Annotated in this window: 13 protein-coding genes; 12 read left to right on the top strand and 1 reads right to left on the bottom strand. The window is 63.2% G+C overall.

Annotation, left to right across the window (positions count from 1 at the left end; genetic code table 11):
* Positions 1-379 precede the first annotated feature (379 nt).
* From RI103_RS36365 to RI103_RS36340, 6 genes are all read left to right on the top strand, one after another.
* Complete coding sequence (locus RI103_RS36365) at positions 380-1,555, top strand: hypothetical protein (protein ID WP_310818887.1); 1,176 nt, start codon at positions 380-382, stop codon at positions 1,553-1,555.
* The gene (locus tag RI103_RS36360; protein WP_310818886.1) at positions 1,552-3,552 is read left to right on the top strand and encodes a hypothetical protein; all 2,001 of its coding nucleotides are present in this window, start codon (positions 1,552-1,554) and stop codon (positions 3,550-3,552) included. The genes RI103_RS36365 and RI103_RS36360 overlap by 4 nt, the downstream gene beginning before the upstream one ends.
* Before the next feature lie 29 nt (positions 3,553-3,581).
* Positions 3,582-6,221, top strand: a complete 2,640-nt coding sequence (locus tag RI103_RS36355) for a helicase-related protein (protein WP_310818885.1) — start codon at positions 3,582-3,584, stop codon at positions 6,219-6,221.
* A gap of 218 nt (positions 6,222-6,439) precedes the next feature.
* Positions 6,440-6,646 (top strand): hypothetical protein, encoded by a 207-nt coding sequence (locus RI103_RS36350; RefSeq protein WP_310818884.1) that lies wholly within the window; start codon positions 6,440-6,442, stop codon positions 6,644-6,646.
* A 68-nt stretch (positions 6,647-6,714) separates the two neighbouring features.
* Positions 6,715-6,858 carry a hypothetical protein gene (locus RI103_RS36345; protein ID WP_310818883.1) on the top strand — a complete coding sequence of 48 codons (144 nt, stop codon included), beginning with the start codon at positions 6,715-6,717 and terminating at the stop codon, positions 6,856-6,858.
* A 119-nt stretch (positions 6,859-6,977) separates the two neighbouring features.
* Positions 6,978-7,811, top strand: coding sequence for a Sir2 family NAD-dependent protein deacetylase (locus tag RI103_RS36340; RefSeq protein WP_310818882.1), 834 nt, complete (start codon positions 6,978-6,980; stop codon positions 7,809-7,811).
* A gap of 144 nt (positions 7,812-7,955) precedes the next feature.
* Here the strand turns inward: RI103_RS36340 and RI103_RS36335 are convergent, their stop codons facing one another.
* Positions 7,956-10,175, bottom strand: coding sequence for an ATP-binding protein (locus RI103_RS36335; protein ID WP_310818881.1), 2,220 nt, complete (start codon positions 10,173-10,175; stop codon positions 7,956-7,958).
* 275 nt (positions 10,176-10,450) lie between these two features.
* On the opposite strand from RI103_RS36335, the gene RI103_RS36330 reads away from it, so the two are divergent.
* The 6 genes from RI103_RS36330 (at position 10,451) to RI103_RS36305 (ending at position 17,792) form a co-directional block, all read left to right on the top strand.
* Positions 10,451-11,032: a hypothetical protein gene (locus tag RI103_RS36330; RefSeq protein ID WP_310818880.1), complete on the top strand. Its 582-nt coding sequence runs from the start codon at positions 10,451-10,453 to the stop codon at positions 11,030-11,032.
* A 483-nt stretch (positions 11,033-11,515) separates the two neighbouring features.
* Positions 11,516-12,448 (top strand): LysR family transcriptional regulator, encoded by a 933-nt coding sequence (locus tag RI103_RS36325; protein WP_310818879.1) that lies wholly within the window; start codon positions 11,516-11,518, stop codon positions 12,446-12,448.
* 228 nt (positions 12,449-12,676) lie between these two features.
* On the top strand, positions 12,677-14,221 hold the full coding sequence (locus tag RI103_RS36320) for an APC family permease (RefSeq protein ID WP_310818878.1): 1,545 nt from the start codon (positions 12,677-12,679) through the stop codon (positions 14,219-14,221).
* Between the two features lie 60 nt (positions 14,222-14,281).
* The gene (locus tag RI103_RS36315; RefSeq protein ID WP_310818877.1) at positions 14,282-15,043 is read left to right on the top strand and encodes an SDR family oxidoreductase; all 762 of its coding nucleotides are present in this window, start codon (positions 14,282-14,284) and stop codon (positions 15,041-15,043) included.
* A 70-nt stretch (positions 15,044-15,113) separates the two neighbouring features.
* Positions 15,114-16,544 carry an aldehyde dehydrogenase family protein gene (locus RI103_RS36310; RefSeq protein WP_310818876.1) on the top strand — a complete coding sequence of 477 codons (1,431 nt, stop codon included), beginning with the start codon at positions 15,114-15,116 and terminating at the stop codon, positions 16,542-16,544.
* Positions 16,545-16,706: 162 nt separating this feature from the next.
* Positions 16,707-17,792 carry a DSD1 family PLP-dependent enzyme gene (locus tag RI103_RS36305; RefSeq protein WP_310819397.1) on the top strand — a complete coding sequence of 362 codons (1,086 nt, stop codon included), beginning with the start codon at positions 16,707-16,709 and terminating at the stop codon, positions 17,790-17,792.
* Positions 17,793-17,795: the final 3 nt, after the last annotated feature.

Here is a 17,795-nt window from a genome sequence, read left to right as displayed (position 1 = left end):
TTCGTTAACGCGTAGAGGCGCAGCTCTTGTCGTGCCTCTGCGGCTCAACCTCTTGCCGTAAAGTTCTCAACCGGCCTGCCGATAGGACGACATCTGGGCAAGTGAAGTTTGAGAACGATGCCCGCAGTCCAAGAGGTTCGCGCCGGACACGGACGGGAATGTCACATGGTCACGCAGTGCAACAGTAGGGATCACGCTGACGTATACACGGCCATGGCCTTCTGTGAATAACGCTTTAGAACGCTAGAAGAATGCTTACTATTACCGACCAAGAAAAGCTATTCGAATCGCGATTGCCTGGTAGCCAGCGCCTTGATGCGGGTGATCCTGGGGAGTCAGCATGATGTGGGGAGCAGCAGAACCGAAGGATTTCGCACAGATGCGCTTGCGGCTGGATTTCGGCTTGCGGCGCGCCATCATGGGTTTCAACGAATGGGCCGTGCCCGGTCTGGGCGGCGCGTTTTTCGTGCGTCAGCTCAGCTGGGCGTGCATGGGACTGCGTCTCGCACAGGAGATGGAAACCTCCGCTACGCCCGCGCGCATCGCGGAAGCGCTGGAAGCCATGGCGAGTTGGATCGTGGTTCGCCGTGGTGCGCAGGCCGAGACGGAACCTCGCGTGCAGGGCAAGCGCAAGTTCGCCGGCCGCAATAGCCTGTCGTTCAGCGACGTGGCAACGGGCGGGACATATGTCACCGTTCCTTTCCGCCGCTCCGTGACGCGGGCATTGCCGGGGCTGAACCTGTGCATCCGTGAGGAGGCGCGCTTCAGCAAGCTGGAGCTGACTCCTGCCGGCATCGAATTGGCCGAACTGGCCTTCGCCAGCGGACAGCAATCGGAAGGCGGCGCGCGCCGCTGGCTGAAGCAGTGGATTCAGCTGGAGGACAAGGAAGCGAAGAACGTGCAGCAAGTGGTCAAGGACGCTCTTGAGCCGGCGCTGGCCAGCGATGCGGAGAAGAGGCTCGTGCTGGAGCGCGTACGTGCCGATGAACGCCGCGCGGTTCTGGCGACATTGCTGTGCACTCACACCGACGCAAAGCTCGCGACGGAGAGCGGACGCAAAAGCTTGCTGGATGGCGTGCACCATGCCGAACACGCCGCCCGGCTGGCAACCTGTTTCGCGTTCGAGGACGTGCGCGCGAGCGCCTTGCAGGCAGCGCAATCCATTGGCGGTGCGATTCAGGGCTCCGCCCAGGAAGTGCGGGATCTGGCGGCACGCCAGGATGTGGCTGAGGCTTTCGATGCGCTGGGTCGCGAGTGTGACGCGATGCGGGACGGTGCCGCACCGGGGGCGCCGTCGGACGCAGTCGGCTTCTGTCAGGAGCAGTCCCACTCGCGCATGCTGGAGGAGCGGATCGCTTCGCTGGCCGGCCGCGCTCCGATGTTGTTCTCCGTGATTGAAGGACGCATCGATCAGGGTGTGGCCTACACGGGCAAGCCGTTGGTAGCCGACGACGCCTATGAAGTACAGGAAACGGAGGTGCCGCAGGCGCGCGGCGTACCAGGCCCGCTGCTTCGTTTCCGGCGGCTGCTGGCTGACGCGGGAGCGCTGTCATGAGTGCCGTCAAGGATCGCAGCGACCTCGAGACGCTCTTCTCACCGCCGCAAGGCGAGCACGGTACGCATCTGCTGCTGTGCGGACTGAGCGGCGACACGGAGACCCTTGAGCGGGCGCTGGCGGCTTTCACCAACGATACCCCCGCACAGCGTCGAGCCAGAGGCCTCGTGCGCGGGCTGATGATGCTCGACGCGTCGAGCCGGCAGTTGCAGGCGCAACCGGTTCCCGGCTTGCTGCAACTGTCGCCGTGCCTGAAGGATGCGTGGCGGAGCCGCACGAGCCTGATGCACGCGAAGGTGGCGCTGATGGGCTTCGGCCCGTCGAGTGTCGGGGCGCCGTGTCGCTGGCGTCTGGTCGTCTCCACCGGAAACTGGACAGCCGAGACCTGGGGACGCCAAGGCCAGATCGACCTGTTCTGGACGACAGAGTGGGAGGCGGAAAGTGATGGGGCGAATGCAGATCAGGCACTGGCGGACGTGCACGCCGCCTTCGAGTTCTTCGAGCGGCTGTTGGGCGGCCTCTACGGTAAGCACCACGCTGACCTCGCCGACGACGTCCTCGTGACCGGATGGCTGAAGGTCTGGCGTGACCGGTTGCAGTTACGCGGCAGCGCTTCGAAGCGAACGCCGCAATTTATCCACAGCCTCGACCGGTCGCTGTTCGATCAGATCAGAAAGCGCTTTCCACAGAAGGGCGTGTCGACTTTGGTAGCGGGATCGGGCTTCTTCGAGCAAGCCGGCAAGACGGCCCCGGATTCGGCACCCACGGTGCTGCAGAAACTGGAATCGTTGGGTGATCCCGGCAGCCGCCTGCTGGTGTTCAATCCTGAGCGGGCGGGTGGCATTGCCGCCTGGCTCGAGCAGCTGCGCGGGACAAAGGTGGGCGCGCGCAGGCTGACTCAGAGCCGGGCTGGAAAATGGTCCCTGTGCTTGCCGCGCGACCCGCTGGAGAAGAAGGCGAAGGTGGGCCGCAGGTTTCTGCACGCCAAGTACATCGCCGGGCTTGATCAGGTCCGCGAAGCCGGGGAGGGCAGTGCGAGGCTGGCCTTCCTGTACCTGGGCTCGGGCAACCTGTCGCATCGCGGCTTTCTGACGCGAGCCTGTGTCGAGGGCGATGCGCGGGATCGTCGCGGCGTGGGAAACGTGGAAGCCGGCACGGTGCTCTTGCCCGACGAACGCATCGCGCAGATCTGGCAACGCCTGGCGTGTGGCGATCGGGCGCCTGAGCGGGCTCTGAAGGAGGCAGTGGAGGGCCCGGGTGAAGACATGTTCGAGCCGCTCGATCCGCCGCCCGTGCTGTTCTTTCGCCAGGCGGGCGAGTGCCTGCATCTTGTCCGCAGCGAAGTGCCGCGGACTACGCTATGGCTGCAAGGGCCGGACGGTCTGTGGATAGCGGTCGAACCCGAACGGGAGTCCGTTCCCTGGACTGCCGCGGCCTGTCCGCCGTTCGTGCGAGTACGCAACGTGGACCCGGCATCGCAGCCCGCGGGATTCGGGTGGGACGTGGCCGTATTTGCCGCGAACGGCCTGTTCTGCAGGCGTGCCGTGCCGCAACTGGACGTGGAGAGTGTCCTGCAGGCGCTACTTGTGTTCCCCGCACTGCCGCCGCATGACCACGAGGACGATGAGGACGATGAAGACGTCGGCCGCCCAGCAGCCGCCGGCGCGGATGTACGTGGCGGCGCGGCCCGCTATGCCCTGCGTACGCTTGCCATGCTGGTCGAGACGATCGCGCAGCGCAACGTGCTGACGACCCCCGAGGAGTTTCCGTACTGGCTGACGCAGCTACGGGTGTTGCTCTTGGAGCAGACGGCAACGCACGAGCGGGAAGCAATCCGGGCCCTCAAGGTCGATCTGTTTGACGCGCTGGATCAGCCCGGCTTTGTGCCGCCCTGGCTGGCGGAACGAGCGGAACTGCACAGGCAGTATCGGACCTTCCTTCATGACCTGCGTGCCGCGTGGTGCGTGCCTTCGAACGCGGAAGCCCTATGCATGTGAAGCAAGCTGGTTACGGAAGGAGTCGGGCAGTGGATTGGGACCTGGTGCTGAAGCGGCTCGAGCAGCTCGCCAACGTGCGCAGCCTGCCCGACGGCAGCGAGCTATGGCGCGCCAATCAGGATGCCTCCTTGCGCTGGATGGCGCAGCGGCTGCGAGAGGAGCCGGGTGTCCTTATCGCGGACGAAGTCGGCCTGGGCAAGACGCGTCTGGCCGTCGCCCTCGCGGTCTGCGTGGCGGCGAGCGGGGGCCGGGTTGCCGTGCTGATCCCGCCAGGACTTGCCTACCAGTGGCAGGACGAGGAAGTGCAAGGCTTTCTGAAGCAGTTGAGCAATCTGCGGCTTGGCTGGTTGCAGGAGGCGCCCGCGCATCGCTTCCTGCGGACCTACGCGGATCTATACAGCGACGACAGCTCGTACCCACTCGCCGACGCATTCCCGATTCTGTTCATCTCGCATGGATTCGGGTTGCCGCCGGTGGGCAAAGTAGTGAACCACGAGTTGTGGGCGCTGCCTTATCTGGTCCGAAAAAAAACGGGCCTTGGCACCTGGGGCGCTAACAATCTGCTGGTCAGTCCGATGCAGCAGGATGCCGCACGGTACATCGGTGAGCGCTGCAGCGCCGCCACGCGCCAACTGTTGCAGGACGCCGTAGTCGGCACACCCGCGCCGGAAACCTTCAAGGACGAAAAGCTCGCCAAGCTGTTCCAGGACATGATCGGCGAACTGCTGGGCGACTTCGACCTGCTCATCGTGGACGAAGCACACAAGAGCCGCGCCGGCGCGAATCTCAGCCTCGAGGAGAAGCAGGCCGAGGGCAAACTGCGCAGCCGGCTCACCAAGCTGATCGACCATATCCTGTTTTCGGGTTCGCGGAACCGTCAAGCCAAACGGCTCGCGCTCACGGCCACGCCCATGGAACTCAGTGTTGAGCAGTGGAAGGCGATCTTCAGTCGGCTCGGTCTGGGGGACGAGCGGGTGAAAGTCCTGAGTGGTGTAGTGAACCGCTATGCCAAGGCGGTCGAAGGTTTGCGCGCCGGATCGCAGGACGAAATCGCGACACTCAGGTCGTCGGCGAGTGAATTCCAGGAGAAGCTGCAAGATATCGTGACGCGGCGTCTGTGGCGAGATCACCCCCTGGTGCAGCGCTATACGCAACAGACAGGCGAGCGGAACGGCGCCCACCCTCATCGGGAGTACCACGCACACCCGGTCGTGCTGGCGAAATTGAACCTCTCCGAGCGCAGGAAGCTCGCCTTGTCCGAGGCACTGGCCGCGGCGGCGCGGGGCACCAGCGTCGGACACGACCTGAAGACCGCGGGCATGCGTTTTTCGCAGGCGCTGCCGCAACAACCCGAAGCGCTGCAGGACGTGGACATCGACGAAGAAAAGCGGAGCAGAAAAGAGGAGGATGAGGCGCTTCCGGAGCGCGCGGACCCCATGGCGGCGCGCGCGGCGCAGGCACGGCTGCAGCGCTGCAAATACTGGCGCGCGGCCGCCGCGCGGGAAGACTGCGAGCAGCTCGGCGAGGTCGCTGACAATCCGCGCTACGCGTTGCAATGGCATCCGCGCGTGCTCGCGGCGGTGCGGTTGATCGAGGAACTCACCGTCCGTCGTGACGGCGAGAAGGTGCTGGTCTTCGGTGAGTACCTCGCCTCGCTGCATGCCCTGAACCGCAGCCTGAACATTCGCCATTATCTGCGGCACATGCGCGACGGGAAGCCGATCCCGCTGCCGCAAGGCGTGCGGGCCACGGATCACGACATGCAGCGCTGGCGCCTTGACCCTGAGTTCGAACTCGCTGGAATGAGCGACGAGCAATTCGAGAAGAAGGCCGGGGAGTTCACGGCGCGATACGAGCGGGAGCGCGAGCAACTGCGCGACGTGTGCAGCGGCGTCGTGGAAAAGGCCGGTCTCCTGCGCCATCTCTCCCCCGAGCTGGCCGGCGTGCTGGCAACGTGGCTGATCCAGCAGCTCTGCGTCGAGGACCAGCTATGGGCCGTCGACGATCCAGATGAGAAGGAGGCCTTGCGCGAGGAGGTGCGCGCGCGGCTGGCGAGCTTGCGCGATCCCGATCCACCTGAAAAAAAAGAAGCGCATAAGAGCAACCGGGAAGTCCTCAGTTGGACCAGGATCGTCGAACAGCTCAAGGAGGATCTGCAGAGCAATGAGGCTGGCGAGTACGTCTTCCGCATGAGCCCGTTTGCCCAGCTGATGATCGGCGACACCAAACCGGCCACGCGTCGTGCCCGGCAAGGTGCGTTCAACCATTCGCGCCTCAATCCGAGGGTGCTGCTCGGCCAGTCGGACGTGATGAGCGAGGGACTCAATCTCCATCACGCGTGCCGAACCGTGGTCCTGTTTCATCTGGACTGGAACCCAGGCCGGATCGAACAGCAGATTGGACGCGTGGACCGACAGAACAGCGCATGGATGAAGGCATGCGAAGCGGCCCTCGATCAGGACCACACGCCGCCGAAGCTGGAGGTCTACACGCTCGCGGTCGAGGGTACTTATGACGAGTTGCGCTCATCGGTGGTGCAGGAGCGTGTGCGGCTGCTACGCGCGCAACTATTCGGCGAAATTCTTGCGCCGGAGCGGCTGGTACAGTTGCCGCCGCAGGCACAGGCGCAGATCTCGGCGATCCACATCGATTTCCGTCCGAAGAGTTGAGTAAATCGTCTGCTGGGGCAGGAGGAAGGGGCCAAACCGATGCAGCGCGTCTTCGGCCCTGTGCGCTTTCCAGACTGACGTCAAGCCGACACGATGATGCGGAGCGCCGGCCAATGTTCGGGACACGATTTGTCTCGATCCGCATCTAAAGTCATGACGGCACGGCGGCAAGTTCGCTGGATGAAGCCGACAGACTTTCCAACGCCAGGAGAAAAAATATGGCCGTCGAATATATTCGGGACGATCAGCATCGTGTGGTCGGCAGCATCGAGACCGACTCGGGAGGCAAGCAGATCGCGCGCGATGTTCAGTTTCGCCGGGTTGGCGTGTTCGATCCGAAGGTCAACCAGACGCGCGACGATAACTTCAGGATCGTGGGCACGGGCAACCAGCTTGCTGCGTTGATCTGGCGCGCGGTCAAATAACGGTGCCAACGCCGGTGCCGCAACGATGCTGCGGCGGTCAACAACGTATTCACCTGAGAGGAACCGATATGGTCAATAACAATTCTCCGCTTGAGAGCCTTGCGGCATTCGCGCTCGTCTTTGCCGCGGGCATTCTGTCGACGGTAGCGCTCGGAAAGTACATCGAGAAAGTGCGCCGCGATGCCCTAACCGCCGCGACCTGCCCTGATTAAAGACGCGTCTGCCGGTGTTTGCCGCGCACGAAGCGGTAGCATGATGGCAGGCGTGGCTCCGACGAAAATGGCGGAGCCACGCCGCAAAGTACGAACGGGAATCACAGAGGCTGAACGCAATGGAAAAACAAGCCCAGACGATGCTGCGGGCCGTCGAATGGCTGCGGGAGGCGGATGGCTTGCTCGTGACCGCCGGCGCGGGCATGGGTGTGGATTCAGGGTTGCCCGACTTTCGCGGCAACGAAGGTTTATGGCGCGCCTACCCTGCGCTGGCCGCGGCGCAGCGCAGCTTCGAATCGATGGCCAATCCCCGCGCCTTCGACGAAGACCCTACGCTCGCGTGGGGGTTCTATGGGCATCGTCTGAGTCTCTATCGCAAGATAGAACCTCATGCCGGCTTTGCCGTGCTCAAACGCTGGGCGGCGCGTATGGAGCACGGCGCGTTTGTCTTCACCAGCAACGTCGACGGTCAGTTCCAGCGCGCGGGTTTCGCCGCGAACCGCGTCGCCGAATGCCACGGTTCGATTCACCATCTCCAATGTGTTGTGCCGTGCTGCTCGCGTATCTGGCCTGCAACGGATTTTGTTCCGCAGGTCGATGAACCGGCGTGCCGTCTTACCGGTCAACCGCCACGCTGCCCTGAATGCGGGGCGCTCGCGCGTCCCAACATTCTGATGTTCTGGGACTCCGGTTGGCTGTCGCGGCGAACCGACGAGCAGGAGGCGCGCCTGCAGCGCTGGATCCCATCGGTGAAACGGCTCGTGGTCGTCGAACTCGGCGCGGGTACCGCATTGCCGACGATTCGCCGTTTCAGTGAGCGACACGGGCCGAGAGTCATCCGCATCAATATGCGCGAACCGCAGATCAATCCGCCATGCGGCGTGGGCATCCAGGGTGGGGCGCTCGCCACGCTGATCGCGCTCGATGACGTTTTGCGCAAGCAGGCAGGGTGAGGGACGCCGACGATCTGATCAAAGGTGTCGATACGACACCCTCGCACTTTCCGGCTTGCCTCGCTGCGAGCAGCGTGACTCGCTAGCCCGGCCGAACGTCCTCATGTTCGACAATCGGTTCTGGATCGGCACACGTATCTCCAATCAGCTGAACCCGATCGGTGCCTTGCCCCGTTGCCTGGTGAGGCATTCGTCAGCGAGCGCGCGAGCGAACCCGGCCGCCGAACGCATCGGGCTCAGCCCGTGACGGCGGATCACAGCGGCGAAGTCTCCGGGCGTCAACGCGCCAAGCCGGGCGACCAGGGACTGGTCCTCCGGTCCGGGCGTACCGAGCCCAAGCGCCGTGCAGCGTTCGGCGAAAAACGCGCCGGCCTGTTCGGCTCTCAGATAACCGAAGTGCAGCTTCGCATCGAAACGCCGCAGCGCGGCCGCGTCGAACGTATCGAACAGGTTGGTCGACATGACCAGCACGCCGTTGAAGTGCTCCACCTGCGTCAGCATCTCGTTGACCGCCGTGATCTCCCAGCTGTGACCGCCAAAGGCCCGATCGCGCAGGAAGCTGTCGGCTTCGTCGATCAGCAGCACCGCGCGCTCGTGCAGCGCTTCGCGGAACACCCGCGCGATGTTCTGCTCGGTCTCTCCGACGAATGGCGCAATCATGTCCGAGGCGCGCTGGAGCAGAAGTGGGCACTCCAGGCGTTCTGCGAGCCACGCGGCGAAAGCGCTCTTGCCGGTGCCCGACGGACCATAAAGGCAGAGCCGTGCCGAGCGCGTGCGCACCACACCTTGGGCGAGTGCCGCCAGATCGCAGTCGACGTTCAAATAGCGCAGATCGTAATCGCCAGTGGTCGGCAGCGCGACGGGCGGCGCCAAGGGCGCATGGCCCTGCGCTTCCAGCGTGCCGCTGACGAGCCGTTCGAGCGCCTCGCCGAAGCGCTGCGGCGCCCAGTCGTCGGCTACCTGTTGCAGCACGGACGCCGCGCGCGCGACCACGCCCGGCGTCAGTGCGCCATGCGTGGACATGCGCTGCACGGTGGTATCGGGCAACCGGTGCGCGCACGCTTCGAGGATGATTCGCTTGCGCACCCGTGCCGGCGGAACACGCATGCGCAGCACCATGTCGAACCGGCGCATGAAGGCCGGATCGAGACCGGTCACCGAGTTCGACAGCCACAAGGTGGGCACCGGATTGCTTTCGAGTGCACGATTGATCCACGCCTTGCGCGCTTGTGCGACGCTGCGCTCGTGCGGGCCGGTATCGGCGAACACGTCCTCGGCTTCGTCGAACACGATCAGTGCCGGCGTTTCCGCGAAAAATGCCTGCGCGGCACGAAATGCTCGCAAACGCTGCTCGCCCATCACTGCGTCGCCATCGGTGTCTTCGCCGGTGACCTCGTAAAGCTTCACTTGCAGAGAGTGGGCCAACGCGCGCGTGAGTTCGGTCTTGCCGGTTCCGGGCGCTCCGTGCACGAGAATGTTCACACCATGCCGGCGCGCGAGTAGCACGCACTCGAGATAGCCGCGCATCAGTTCAATCTCATCGTCGACATGCGCGAAGTCCTCCAGCGTCAGCGTCGGCATTGGCGCGAACGTGACCATGCCGCGTAGAAGTTCGAGCGCGTCGATGTTGTCCGAGACGATCGTATCGGCAAAGCCGTCGCACAGCAGATCGAGCTTTGTGGCGAGCGCCCAGCGCTGTTTGCGGTCGACCGTCAGCAGGCCGGAACGCGCGAGCGTACCCTGCGGGGACAACGCCTGGCGCACTTCTTTCTCAGGAATGGCAAGCACAGCGCTCACCGCGTGAAAAAGCCTGGCCGAGGTCAGGTCGCCGACCCAGTCGCTCATCAGGTCCAGCACCTGATCGGTGTGAACCATCACGGCGAAAGTGAGGATGCGCGTCTCGAGGTCGGAGAGGCCGACGAGCTCGCGCAGCCGCGCCATGTTGGCGGCGACGATCGCGGGCGGGGTCGCGTGACGCGCGTTCGCTTCCTCCGCGGCGTGGCGATCGCGCAGGAGTTGCGTGGCGGCGTCAATGTCGAAGCCCTTGCCGGCGCGCGGCGGCGCGTCGTCGTCGCCGTCGCCGAACAGGCCAGCGATCGTCGCGTCCTCGTCGTCGCCTTCTTCGCTGCTGGAGTCGTCGGTCGTCTCGGGCAGCCCCTTTTGTGTGTTCGCCGGTTGCACTGCCTGAAGCTTCGGCAGCGCGAGCGCGCGCACGATCAGATCGCTCGCCCAACCGCGCGGCTTGATCAGGCGCCGGTGCAGTTCGAGGTCCACGAGAAAGCGCAGCGTCCACAGCCGCACGATGGGTTCGATGATCGGCGTGGCCGTGAGATTGGAATCGGGATCGACGAGAGGGTGCGTCATGTGTGCGTTGTAGCCTCCGGCAGTTGCGAAGCCCGCAGTATCGCGTGCTGACCGGACATTTCGCGTCCGGATCGTTTCTTTTTACCAGACGGGTTTTGTCCGGATCCGGCTTTATAGTGCGGTCCTCTTCCGGTCGGACAGCACGGGAAACAGAAACACGCGGTGCTAAAGAACATCGGCCGACGAGCCGATAACCTGACAGGCCGGCACGGTGCCTTCAGGAGGCATGCAGTAAAACAACGCCACCAGAACGATCAATCGAAACACGAGGAACCATGACCCAGACTGCCGAAATCGCTCCGCTGTATCCCAACGTCACTGAACGGTCGTTGCGCCTGGCTGCGGTGTACTTCCCGATTCTCGTCGAATGCGCAAAACGAAAAGAACTGATCTACTACAGCCAACTGGTCGAGCGTGCCAAAGCTCTTCATTCGGACCATGCCGATGTGCAGAGTGCGATTCCAGTGTCGATGGGCCGCGTGCTGGATGTGATCAGGACCTTCTGCCGGGCCGACGGGTTGCCTAACCTCGCGAGCCTCGTGGTAAGCCGTCAGACGGGCGAACCTGGGCAGAGCTTTGTGGATCGGCATAAGGCGGCCGAACTGCAACAGGAGGCATTCGGTTTCGACTGGGCAGCGCATGCCGTCGCGTTCGACACGCATATCGTCGAGGCGATCCGCGTCGTGACGCTCAAGCCGCGTTCAAGGGTCGAGGCAGACACGATGCGGTGGACCTATTACAGCGCCCACAAGGCGCAGTTGCCCGCGAATGTCAAAGAGGCCTCCGATGCCATCACGGTACTCCTGATGGAAGGCTACGAGCCCGCCGACGCGTTCGCGATGGCGCTGGAACGGTAGACACTGACAATGCGGATCAACGAGTTCGGCTGCGCGGGACGCCCGAGAGCCCGTGCGACGCGAAACTCGCAATGCCCAACTTCCTCCGCAACCGTCTTTGCATGGGTCCAGGCCGAATCGGCATTGGCCGGCTGCGTTTCTTGCCGCCATATTGGGAGATTTGATTCCGCGAAGTTTTCATGTTGACCATTCCGGAACAACAGGCGTCCCGCTAGGGTCAATGCGCGAACAGACTGGCCATCCCCAACGCCATATTCGCCGTGAAAGGTTGCCGCGCGGCAGGCTCCGTCGTGCCCACATAAGGTGCGCCCCAACACGTTTGACGTCACCATAATCATGCGCGTGCACCGCAATGGACCGCCGACATCCCCGATATGGTGTGTTTCACCCGGCACGGCAGTTGCTTGAACTTGCACCTGCCTTCGCCTCGCACGACTTCATCGGCGCGGGTGTCTCTTCGACTCGAGCGGTTGATTTCTGTCAATGGAACTGAAGTGGCTTGAAGATTTTCTGACGCTGGCGGCCACGCGTAATTTCTCGCGCACTGCCGAATTGCGTTTCATGACGCAGCCGGCGTTCAGCCGGCGCGTCAAAATGCTTGAGGAGTGGGTCGGCGTCACTTTGCTCGATCGCCACGCGCAGCCGATTGCGCTGACAGCCGCGGGTGAGCGGTTCCGCGATATTGCCGAAGAAGTGGCCCGGCAGCTCTACCAGGGGCGCGACGAGTTGCGTGCGGCAGCGGAGGGACTCGCCAATACGGTCAAGTTTGTCGCGACCCACAGCCTTTCGCTGACATTTTTTCCTCACTGGATCAGCGCTTCTGAAAGGCCGGGGGAAGTACTGAAGTTCCGGCTCGATACCGGCCATGCGACCGCGTGTGTGCAGATGATGCTGCAGGGCGCGAGCCACTTCATGCTGTGTCACACGCATCCTTCAATCGATATTGGCCTCGACCCGAAACAGTTCCTGGCCTATCGCATTGGTTTCGACCGCTTGCTGCCGTTGTCGCGGCCCGGCGTCGGCAGTGGGCCGCTCGATTCGCTCGACGACGCGTCTTCGGGGCGCTGCCGGTACCTGGCGTATGCCGAAACGTCCGCCATCGGTCGTGCGGTCGAAAAACTGCTGCGTACCTCGCCGGCAGCCGGTCGGCTCGACCGCGTCTTCGTCTCACCGCTCGCCGGCGTGCTCAACTCGATGGTGCGTGATGGGCGCGGGCTGGCGTGGCTGCCGCAGAGTCAGGTCGGGCGCGAACTCGAATCGGGCGAACTGGTGCGCGCGGGCTCTTCCGATTGGGATATCGAGGTCGACATCACGCTGTTCCGTCCACGCGCTCGCTTGCCGGGCAGCGCCGAAGCATTCTGGGAAACGCTGACGGCCACATCCTCCGCGCAAGCGGTTCGGCCGGCTGCTGGCTGAATCGCTGAACGCGCGAATCGCTATCTGAACCGTCGCAACCGGTACGCCCGGTTGCGCTTTCTCTGTTCGTCCTCGTCATCGTCCTCTTCCTCGTCCTCGGCCGAATGAGTCGCTCGCATACGCGATAGCGCCATGCTCGCTCAGCATCGCGCGATCGAATTTCGGCATTGGATGGCAGTTTTGTGACGACCTACGATGCGCTCAAGTTGACCTGACTGGAGCAATTCGATGAGCACGAAAGAGGAGAGCGCGATTGCAGAGGCCGATGGCCTCAAACGCAACGCGTTGGGATTAATCAGTGCGATGGGCATGTCCCTCGCGTTTATCTCGCCGACCATCGGCGTGATGTTCATATCGGCGTTGATCGGCGGCAAGGCCGGCGTGTCTTCGCCGTTCGTGTTCGTGCTTGGGACCGCGGGCATTGCGCTCATGGCGTTGACGATCGCGGAATTCGCCAAGCGTGTCACGTCGGCGGGAGGCTTCTACAAGTTCATTACGCTCGGTCTCGGGCCCGAAGCCGGTTTTGCAGCCGGCATGTTGATGTTATTCGCGTACGCGCTGCAAAGCCCGATCAACACCAACCTGTTCGGCGGTTTCCTCAGCAACGCGCTGAAGAATGACTTTGGCATCATGGTGCCGTGGTGGGCGTTGATGATCGGCGTCGTGGTCCTCGTCGGCATTCTCGCGTGGTATTCGGTCCATGCGTCGATGCAGTTCGACGTCGCGCTATTGATTGCCGAAGTCGTGGTAGTGGGCGGCCTGTTGATCGTCATTGTGATCAAGGGCGGCGATGCCGGCCAGGTGCCGCAAAGCTTTTCGCCAATGCACGCGGATCAGGGCTTCGGTGGTATCGGACAGGCATTCGTCTTTATCGTCATGGCATTTTTCGGCTTCGAATCGTGCCTGACTGTGGCGGAGGAATGTCGTAATCCGCGTCGCAATCTGCCGATCGCGCTGATTGGATCCGTGGTGCTCGCTGGTTTGTGGTTCACGTTCGCGATGTACTCGATCGTGGTCGGCTACGGCTCTGCGCACATGGACAAGCTCGCCAATTCTCAGGAGCCGATCCATGACCTCGCCGTGCGCTACCTTGGCCATATGTACGGCAATCTTGTCGACCTCGCGGCCGTCTCCGCAATCGTCGCTGTCGTGCTCGCCATCCACACCGCCAATTTCCGCGTGTTGTATTCGCTGGGCCGCGACGGGCTGCTTCACAAGGCGCTCGGCCGTACTCATCCGAAGCACAAGACGCCACACGTCGCGATTGTGGTGTACTCCATCCTGACCCTCGTGGTGGGTATTGGCGCGGGGTTCTGGTGGGACCCGATGTCCGCGTTCGGTAATCTCGGCTATCTGTCGTCGCTCGGCATGTTGCCCATCCTGATCCTGACCAACATCGCACTGCCAGTATTCATGTGGAAGCGTTATCGCCAGGAGTTTTCGCTGCTGCTGCATGTCGCGTTCCCTGTCATCTCCAACGTCATTTTCCTTGCGGCGATCTGGCTGAATATTCATCCGTGGCCTGCCGCGCCGTTGACCGTGTTCCCGTGGATTGTCGTCGCGGTGATCGTCCTCGCCGCGCTGTGGGGCCGGCAACTCAAGCGCCGTGAATCGCCGGCGTTCTATCGCCTGGGCGCGGTGCTCTTTATCGAAGGCGATGCGATTCCGGAACTGGTCGATGTCACCAACGAATCGCTCGACGATTTGCCCGTCGGTGCGGCAACCACACGTGGCACTGAAGAAGCACTGGGCTACGGCAACGAAACGGCCTGAATTTTTCCTCGCCACGTCGACGTCTCTTCGTGGCTTGTAACAACCAACTTGAGAACTGTGATGGGTAGACTGAATGGCAAGAGCGCGCTGATTACCGGCGGCGCGTCAGGCATAGGCAAGGCGATTGCGCAATTGTTCGCGCAGGAAGGCGCACACGTTGTGATCACCGACATCAACGCGGCGGCGCTCGCCGCGGCGGTAGACGAACTGACGCAATACGGCAAGGTATCCGGTTGCGCGGGCGACGTCCGCTCGATGGCGGATGCTGGCCGCATGGTGCAGCACGCCGTCGACGAGCATGGCGGGTTGGACATTCTCGTGTGTAACGCGGGCATAACCAGTGTGATGCCGATCGAGCAGCTATCCGAGGACGAGTGGGACGCGGTTCTGACCACCAACGTCAAGGGCATGTTCACGATGGTCAAGCATGCGGTACCCAAGATGATCGAGCGCGGCGGCGGAAAGATCGTCACGCTCGGTTCGGAGATGGGCATCGTCGCGGTTCCCGAGTCGCCGGCATACAACGCCAGCAAGGGCGCGGTCATGATGTTCACAAAATCGATCGCGCTCGATCTGATTCGCCACAACATTCGCGTCAACGCGCTGTGCCCCGGCATTACGCGCACGCCGCTGCTGCAGGCGGAAGTCGACAATAGCCTCGACCCGGCGAAAACCGCCGCGGCCCAAGCGTCGTGGGCGCCGATCATGCGCGTGGCCGACGCACGCGAAATCGCCTACGGCGCACTTTTTCTGGCTAGCGACGAGAGCTCGTTCGCGGTCGGCACCGACCTCGTGCTCGACGGCGGCTTTACTGCCCGCTAGACATTCACGCATTCCCGCAACGTCTGGCCGCTGACGCGGCGGCCGGCTTGCGTCCTTATGGAGTCACATAATGAAACAGACAGCCGCCTTCATCGATGCAGAGTGGATCGAGACAAACGACACGGTTGCCGTGCTGGATCCATCCAGCGGCAAGGCATTCGCCCAGACAGCGGAGTGCGGACCCAGCGAAATCGATCGCGCTGTGCGCGCAGCACGGCGAGCACAGCGGCAGTGGCGCAAGGTTGCGGTTGCCGAGCGTGCGCGCATCCTGCGACGCATCGCCGAACTGATCAAGCGCGATGAGGCGGATCTCGCGCATCTCGAAGCGCTGCAAACCGGCAAGCCATTGAAGCAGGCGCGACGCGACGCGGAACTCACCGCCCGCTATTTCGACTTCTACGCCAGTGCCGTGGAAACACACTACGGCTCATCGATTCCGCTGAATGCGGACACGATGATTTTCACGGAATGGGAGCCGCACGGCGTCACGGCGCACGTGATCCCGTGGAATTACCCGATGCAGATTTTCGCGCGCACCATTGCGCCGGCTCTCGCAATGGGCAACTGCTGCGTGTTGAAGCCTGCCGAAGAAGCGCCGTTGACCGCCGTGCGTCTCGCAGCGCTCGCATTCGAAGCCGGTCTGCCTGCCGGTGCTCTCAACGTCGTAACCGGATATGGTGAGACGGCGGGCGCGGCACTGACGGGTCACAGCGATATCGACCACATCTCATTCACCGGCTCGGTCGAAGTGGGGCGCATCATCGCTCACGCGGCGGCTAATCGCGTGATCCCGGCGACCATGGAACTGGGCGGCAAATCGCCGAACATTGTGTTCGGCGATGCAGACCTAGAACGCACGGTGCCGGGCGTAATCAACGCGATCTTGCAAAACGCTGGTCAGACGTGTTCGGCCGGTTCGCGGCTGCTGGTCCACGAGAGCCTGCACGACGAGATGGTGGCGCGCATTTCACAGGCCTTCGCCAGCGTGAAGATCGGCCCCGCGCTGAGCGACCCGGCACTGGGTCCGTTGATCTCGAAGATTCAGCGTGATCGTGTCATGTCGTTCGTCGAACGGGCTCGCGATCACAACGCGAAAATCGTCGTGGGTGGCGATGCACTGAACGGCGGCGCATTCGGTGACGGTTTCTTCTTTCAACCGACGCTGATCGACAACGTCGATCCGGACAGCGCGATCGGTCAGGAAGAAGTATTCGGGCCCGTGCTGGCCGTCACGTCGTTCCGCGATATCGATGAAGCGGTGCGTCTCGCGAACGGCACCGACTACGGCCTTGTCGCCGGCGTATGGACACGCGACATCGGTACTGCGCACCGGATGATCCGGGAAGTGCTGGCCGGACAGGTCTTCGTCAATACGTATGGTGCGTCCGGCGGCGTCGAGTTGCCATTCGGCGGCTTCAAGCGCTCGGGCTACGGCCGCGAAAAAGGCGCTGAGGGCTTGCGCAGTTTTGCCCAGATCAAGACCGGTGTCGTCGCGCTGTAAGTGCGTTCACTTCTTTCTACATTTCGACTTATGACCAGCATCATTTCAGCACCGCGCTTGTCCGACGAGCCAAACCTCGTCGGCAATTCGCAGGACGTTCCTGCTTCGACCCAGTCAATCGAACATCTCGATACGCCGGCGCTGTTGCTCGACGAAAGCCGGATGGTGCGCAACATTGCCCGCTTGCGTGGGCGGCTCGCGGGGCACGGCGTCAATCTGCGTCCGCACCTGAAGACGGGGAAGTCGCTCGACGTGGCGCGTCGTGTCATGGATGGTCCGGGCGGCCCTATAACGGTATCGACGTTGCGCGAGGCCGAGCAATTCGCGGAGGGCGGCGTAAGGGACATTCTCTATGCGGTCGGTATTGCACCGGCCAAGCTCGAGCGCGTGACGGCATTGCGTCGACGTGGGGTCGATCTGTCGGTGGTCGTCGACAGCCTGGATGCCGCCCATGCGGTCGCGCAGCAGTCGCGTATCAGTCGCGATCCGATTCCCACGTTGATCGAGATCGACTCCGACGGCCATCGTGCCGGTGTCAGCCGCGCGGCAGCCGGGCAGCTGATTGCCATCGGCCGTGCGCTGCATGAGGGTGGCGCATCGTTGCGCGGCGTCATGACCCACGCGGGTGAATCGTACTCGTGCGATACCGTCGATGCGATCGTCGCAATGGCCGAGCGCGAACGTGCGGAAGCCGTTGGATGTGCGGCCGTTTTGCGGGACGCGGGTCTTCCCGCACCGGTGGTGAGCGTGGGGTCGACGCCGACGGCTCATTTCGCGCGCGATCTGAGCGGTGTCACCGAAGTGCGCGCCGGGGTGTTCGTGTTCTTCGATCTCGTGATGGCGGGGCTTAACGTGTGCGCTGTTGACGACATCGCGCTGAGCGTGCTCGCGACCGTGATCGGGCATCAGTCCGACAAGGGCTGGATTCTGGTCGATGCGGGCTGGATGGCCATGTCGCGCGATCGTGGCACGGCCTCGCAAAAGATCGACCAGGGCTACGGCATTGTCTGCGACGTCGATGGCGTGCCGTACCCGGACTTGATCATGGCCGGCGCCAATCAGGAGCAGGGCATTCTCGCGCTGCGTGACGGGAGCGCCGCGCAGTTGCCGCAGCTGCCGATTGGCTCGCAGGTGCGCATTCTCCCCAATCACGCATGCCCGACCGCCGCCCAGCACGATTACTACACGGTCGTCAGGACTGGCTCGCGTGAGATTCTCGACAAATGGTCGAGATTCCGGGGATGGTGAAGA

It is taken from the genome of Paraburkholderia sp. FT54 (assembly GCF_031585635.1).
Taxonomy (GTDB): domain Bacteria; phylum Pseudomonadota; class Gammaproteobacteria; order Burkholderiales; family Burkholderiaceae; genus Paraburkholderia.
This window is presented reverse-complemented; position numbering and strand designations above follow the sequence as displayed.

Coding starts and splice junctions, on each gene's coding strand:
- RI103_RS36365 (WP_310818887.1), top strand. CDS start 380: ATGCGCTTGCGGCTGGATTTCGGCTTGCGGCGCGCCATCATGGGTTTC.
- RI103_RS36360 (WP_310818886.1), top strand. CDS start 1,552: ATGAGTGCCGTCAAGGATCGCAGCGACCTCGAGACGCTCTTCTCACCG.
- RI103_RS36350 (WP_310818884.1), top strand. CDS start 6,440: ATGGCCGTCGAATATATTCGGGACGATCAGCATCGTGTGGTCGGCAGC.
- RI103_RS36345 (WP_310818883.1), top strand. CDS start 6,715: ATGGTCAATAACAATTCTCCGCTTGAGAGCCTTGCGGCATTCGCGCTC.
- RI103_RS36340 (WP_310818882.1), top strand. CDS start 6,978: ATGGAAAAACAAGCCCAGACGATGCTGCGGGCCGTCGAATGGCTGCGG.
- RI103_RS36335 (WP_310818881.1), bottom strand. CDS start 10,175: ATGACGCACCCTCTCGTCGATCCCGATTCCAATCTCACGGCCACGCCG.
- RI103_RS36330 (WP_310818880.1), top strand. CDS start 10,451: ATGACCCAGACTGCCGAAATCGCTCCGCTGTATCCCAACGTCACTGAA.
- RI103_RS36325 (WP_310818879.1), top strand. CDS start 11,516: ATGGAACTGAAGTGGCTTGAAGATTTTCTGACGCTGGCGGCCACGCGT.
- RI103_RS36320 (WP_310818878.1), top strand. CDS start 12,677: ATGAGCACGAAAGAGGAGAGCGCGATTGCAGAGGCCGATGGCCTCAAA.
- RI103_RS36315 (WP_310818877.1), top strand. CDS start 14,282: ATGGGTAGACTGAATGGCAAGAGCGCGCTGATTACCGGCGGCGCGTCA.
- RI103_RS36310 (WP_310818876.1), top strand. CDS start 15,114: ATGAAACAGACAGCCGCCTTCATCGATGCAGAGTGGATCGAGACAAAC.
- RI103_RS36305 (WP_310819397.1), top strand. CDS start 16,707: ATGGTGCGCAACATTGCCCGCTTGCGTGGGCGGCTCGCGGGGCACGGC.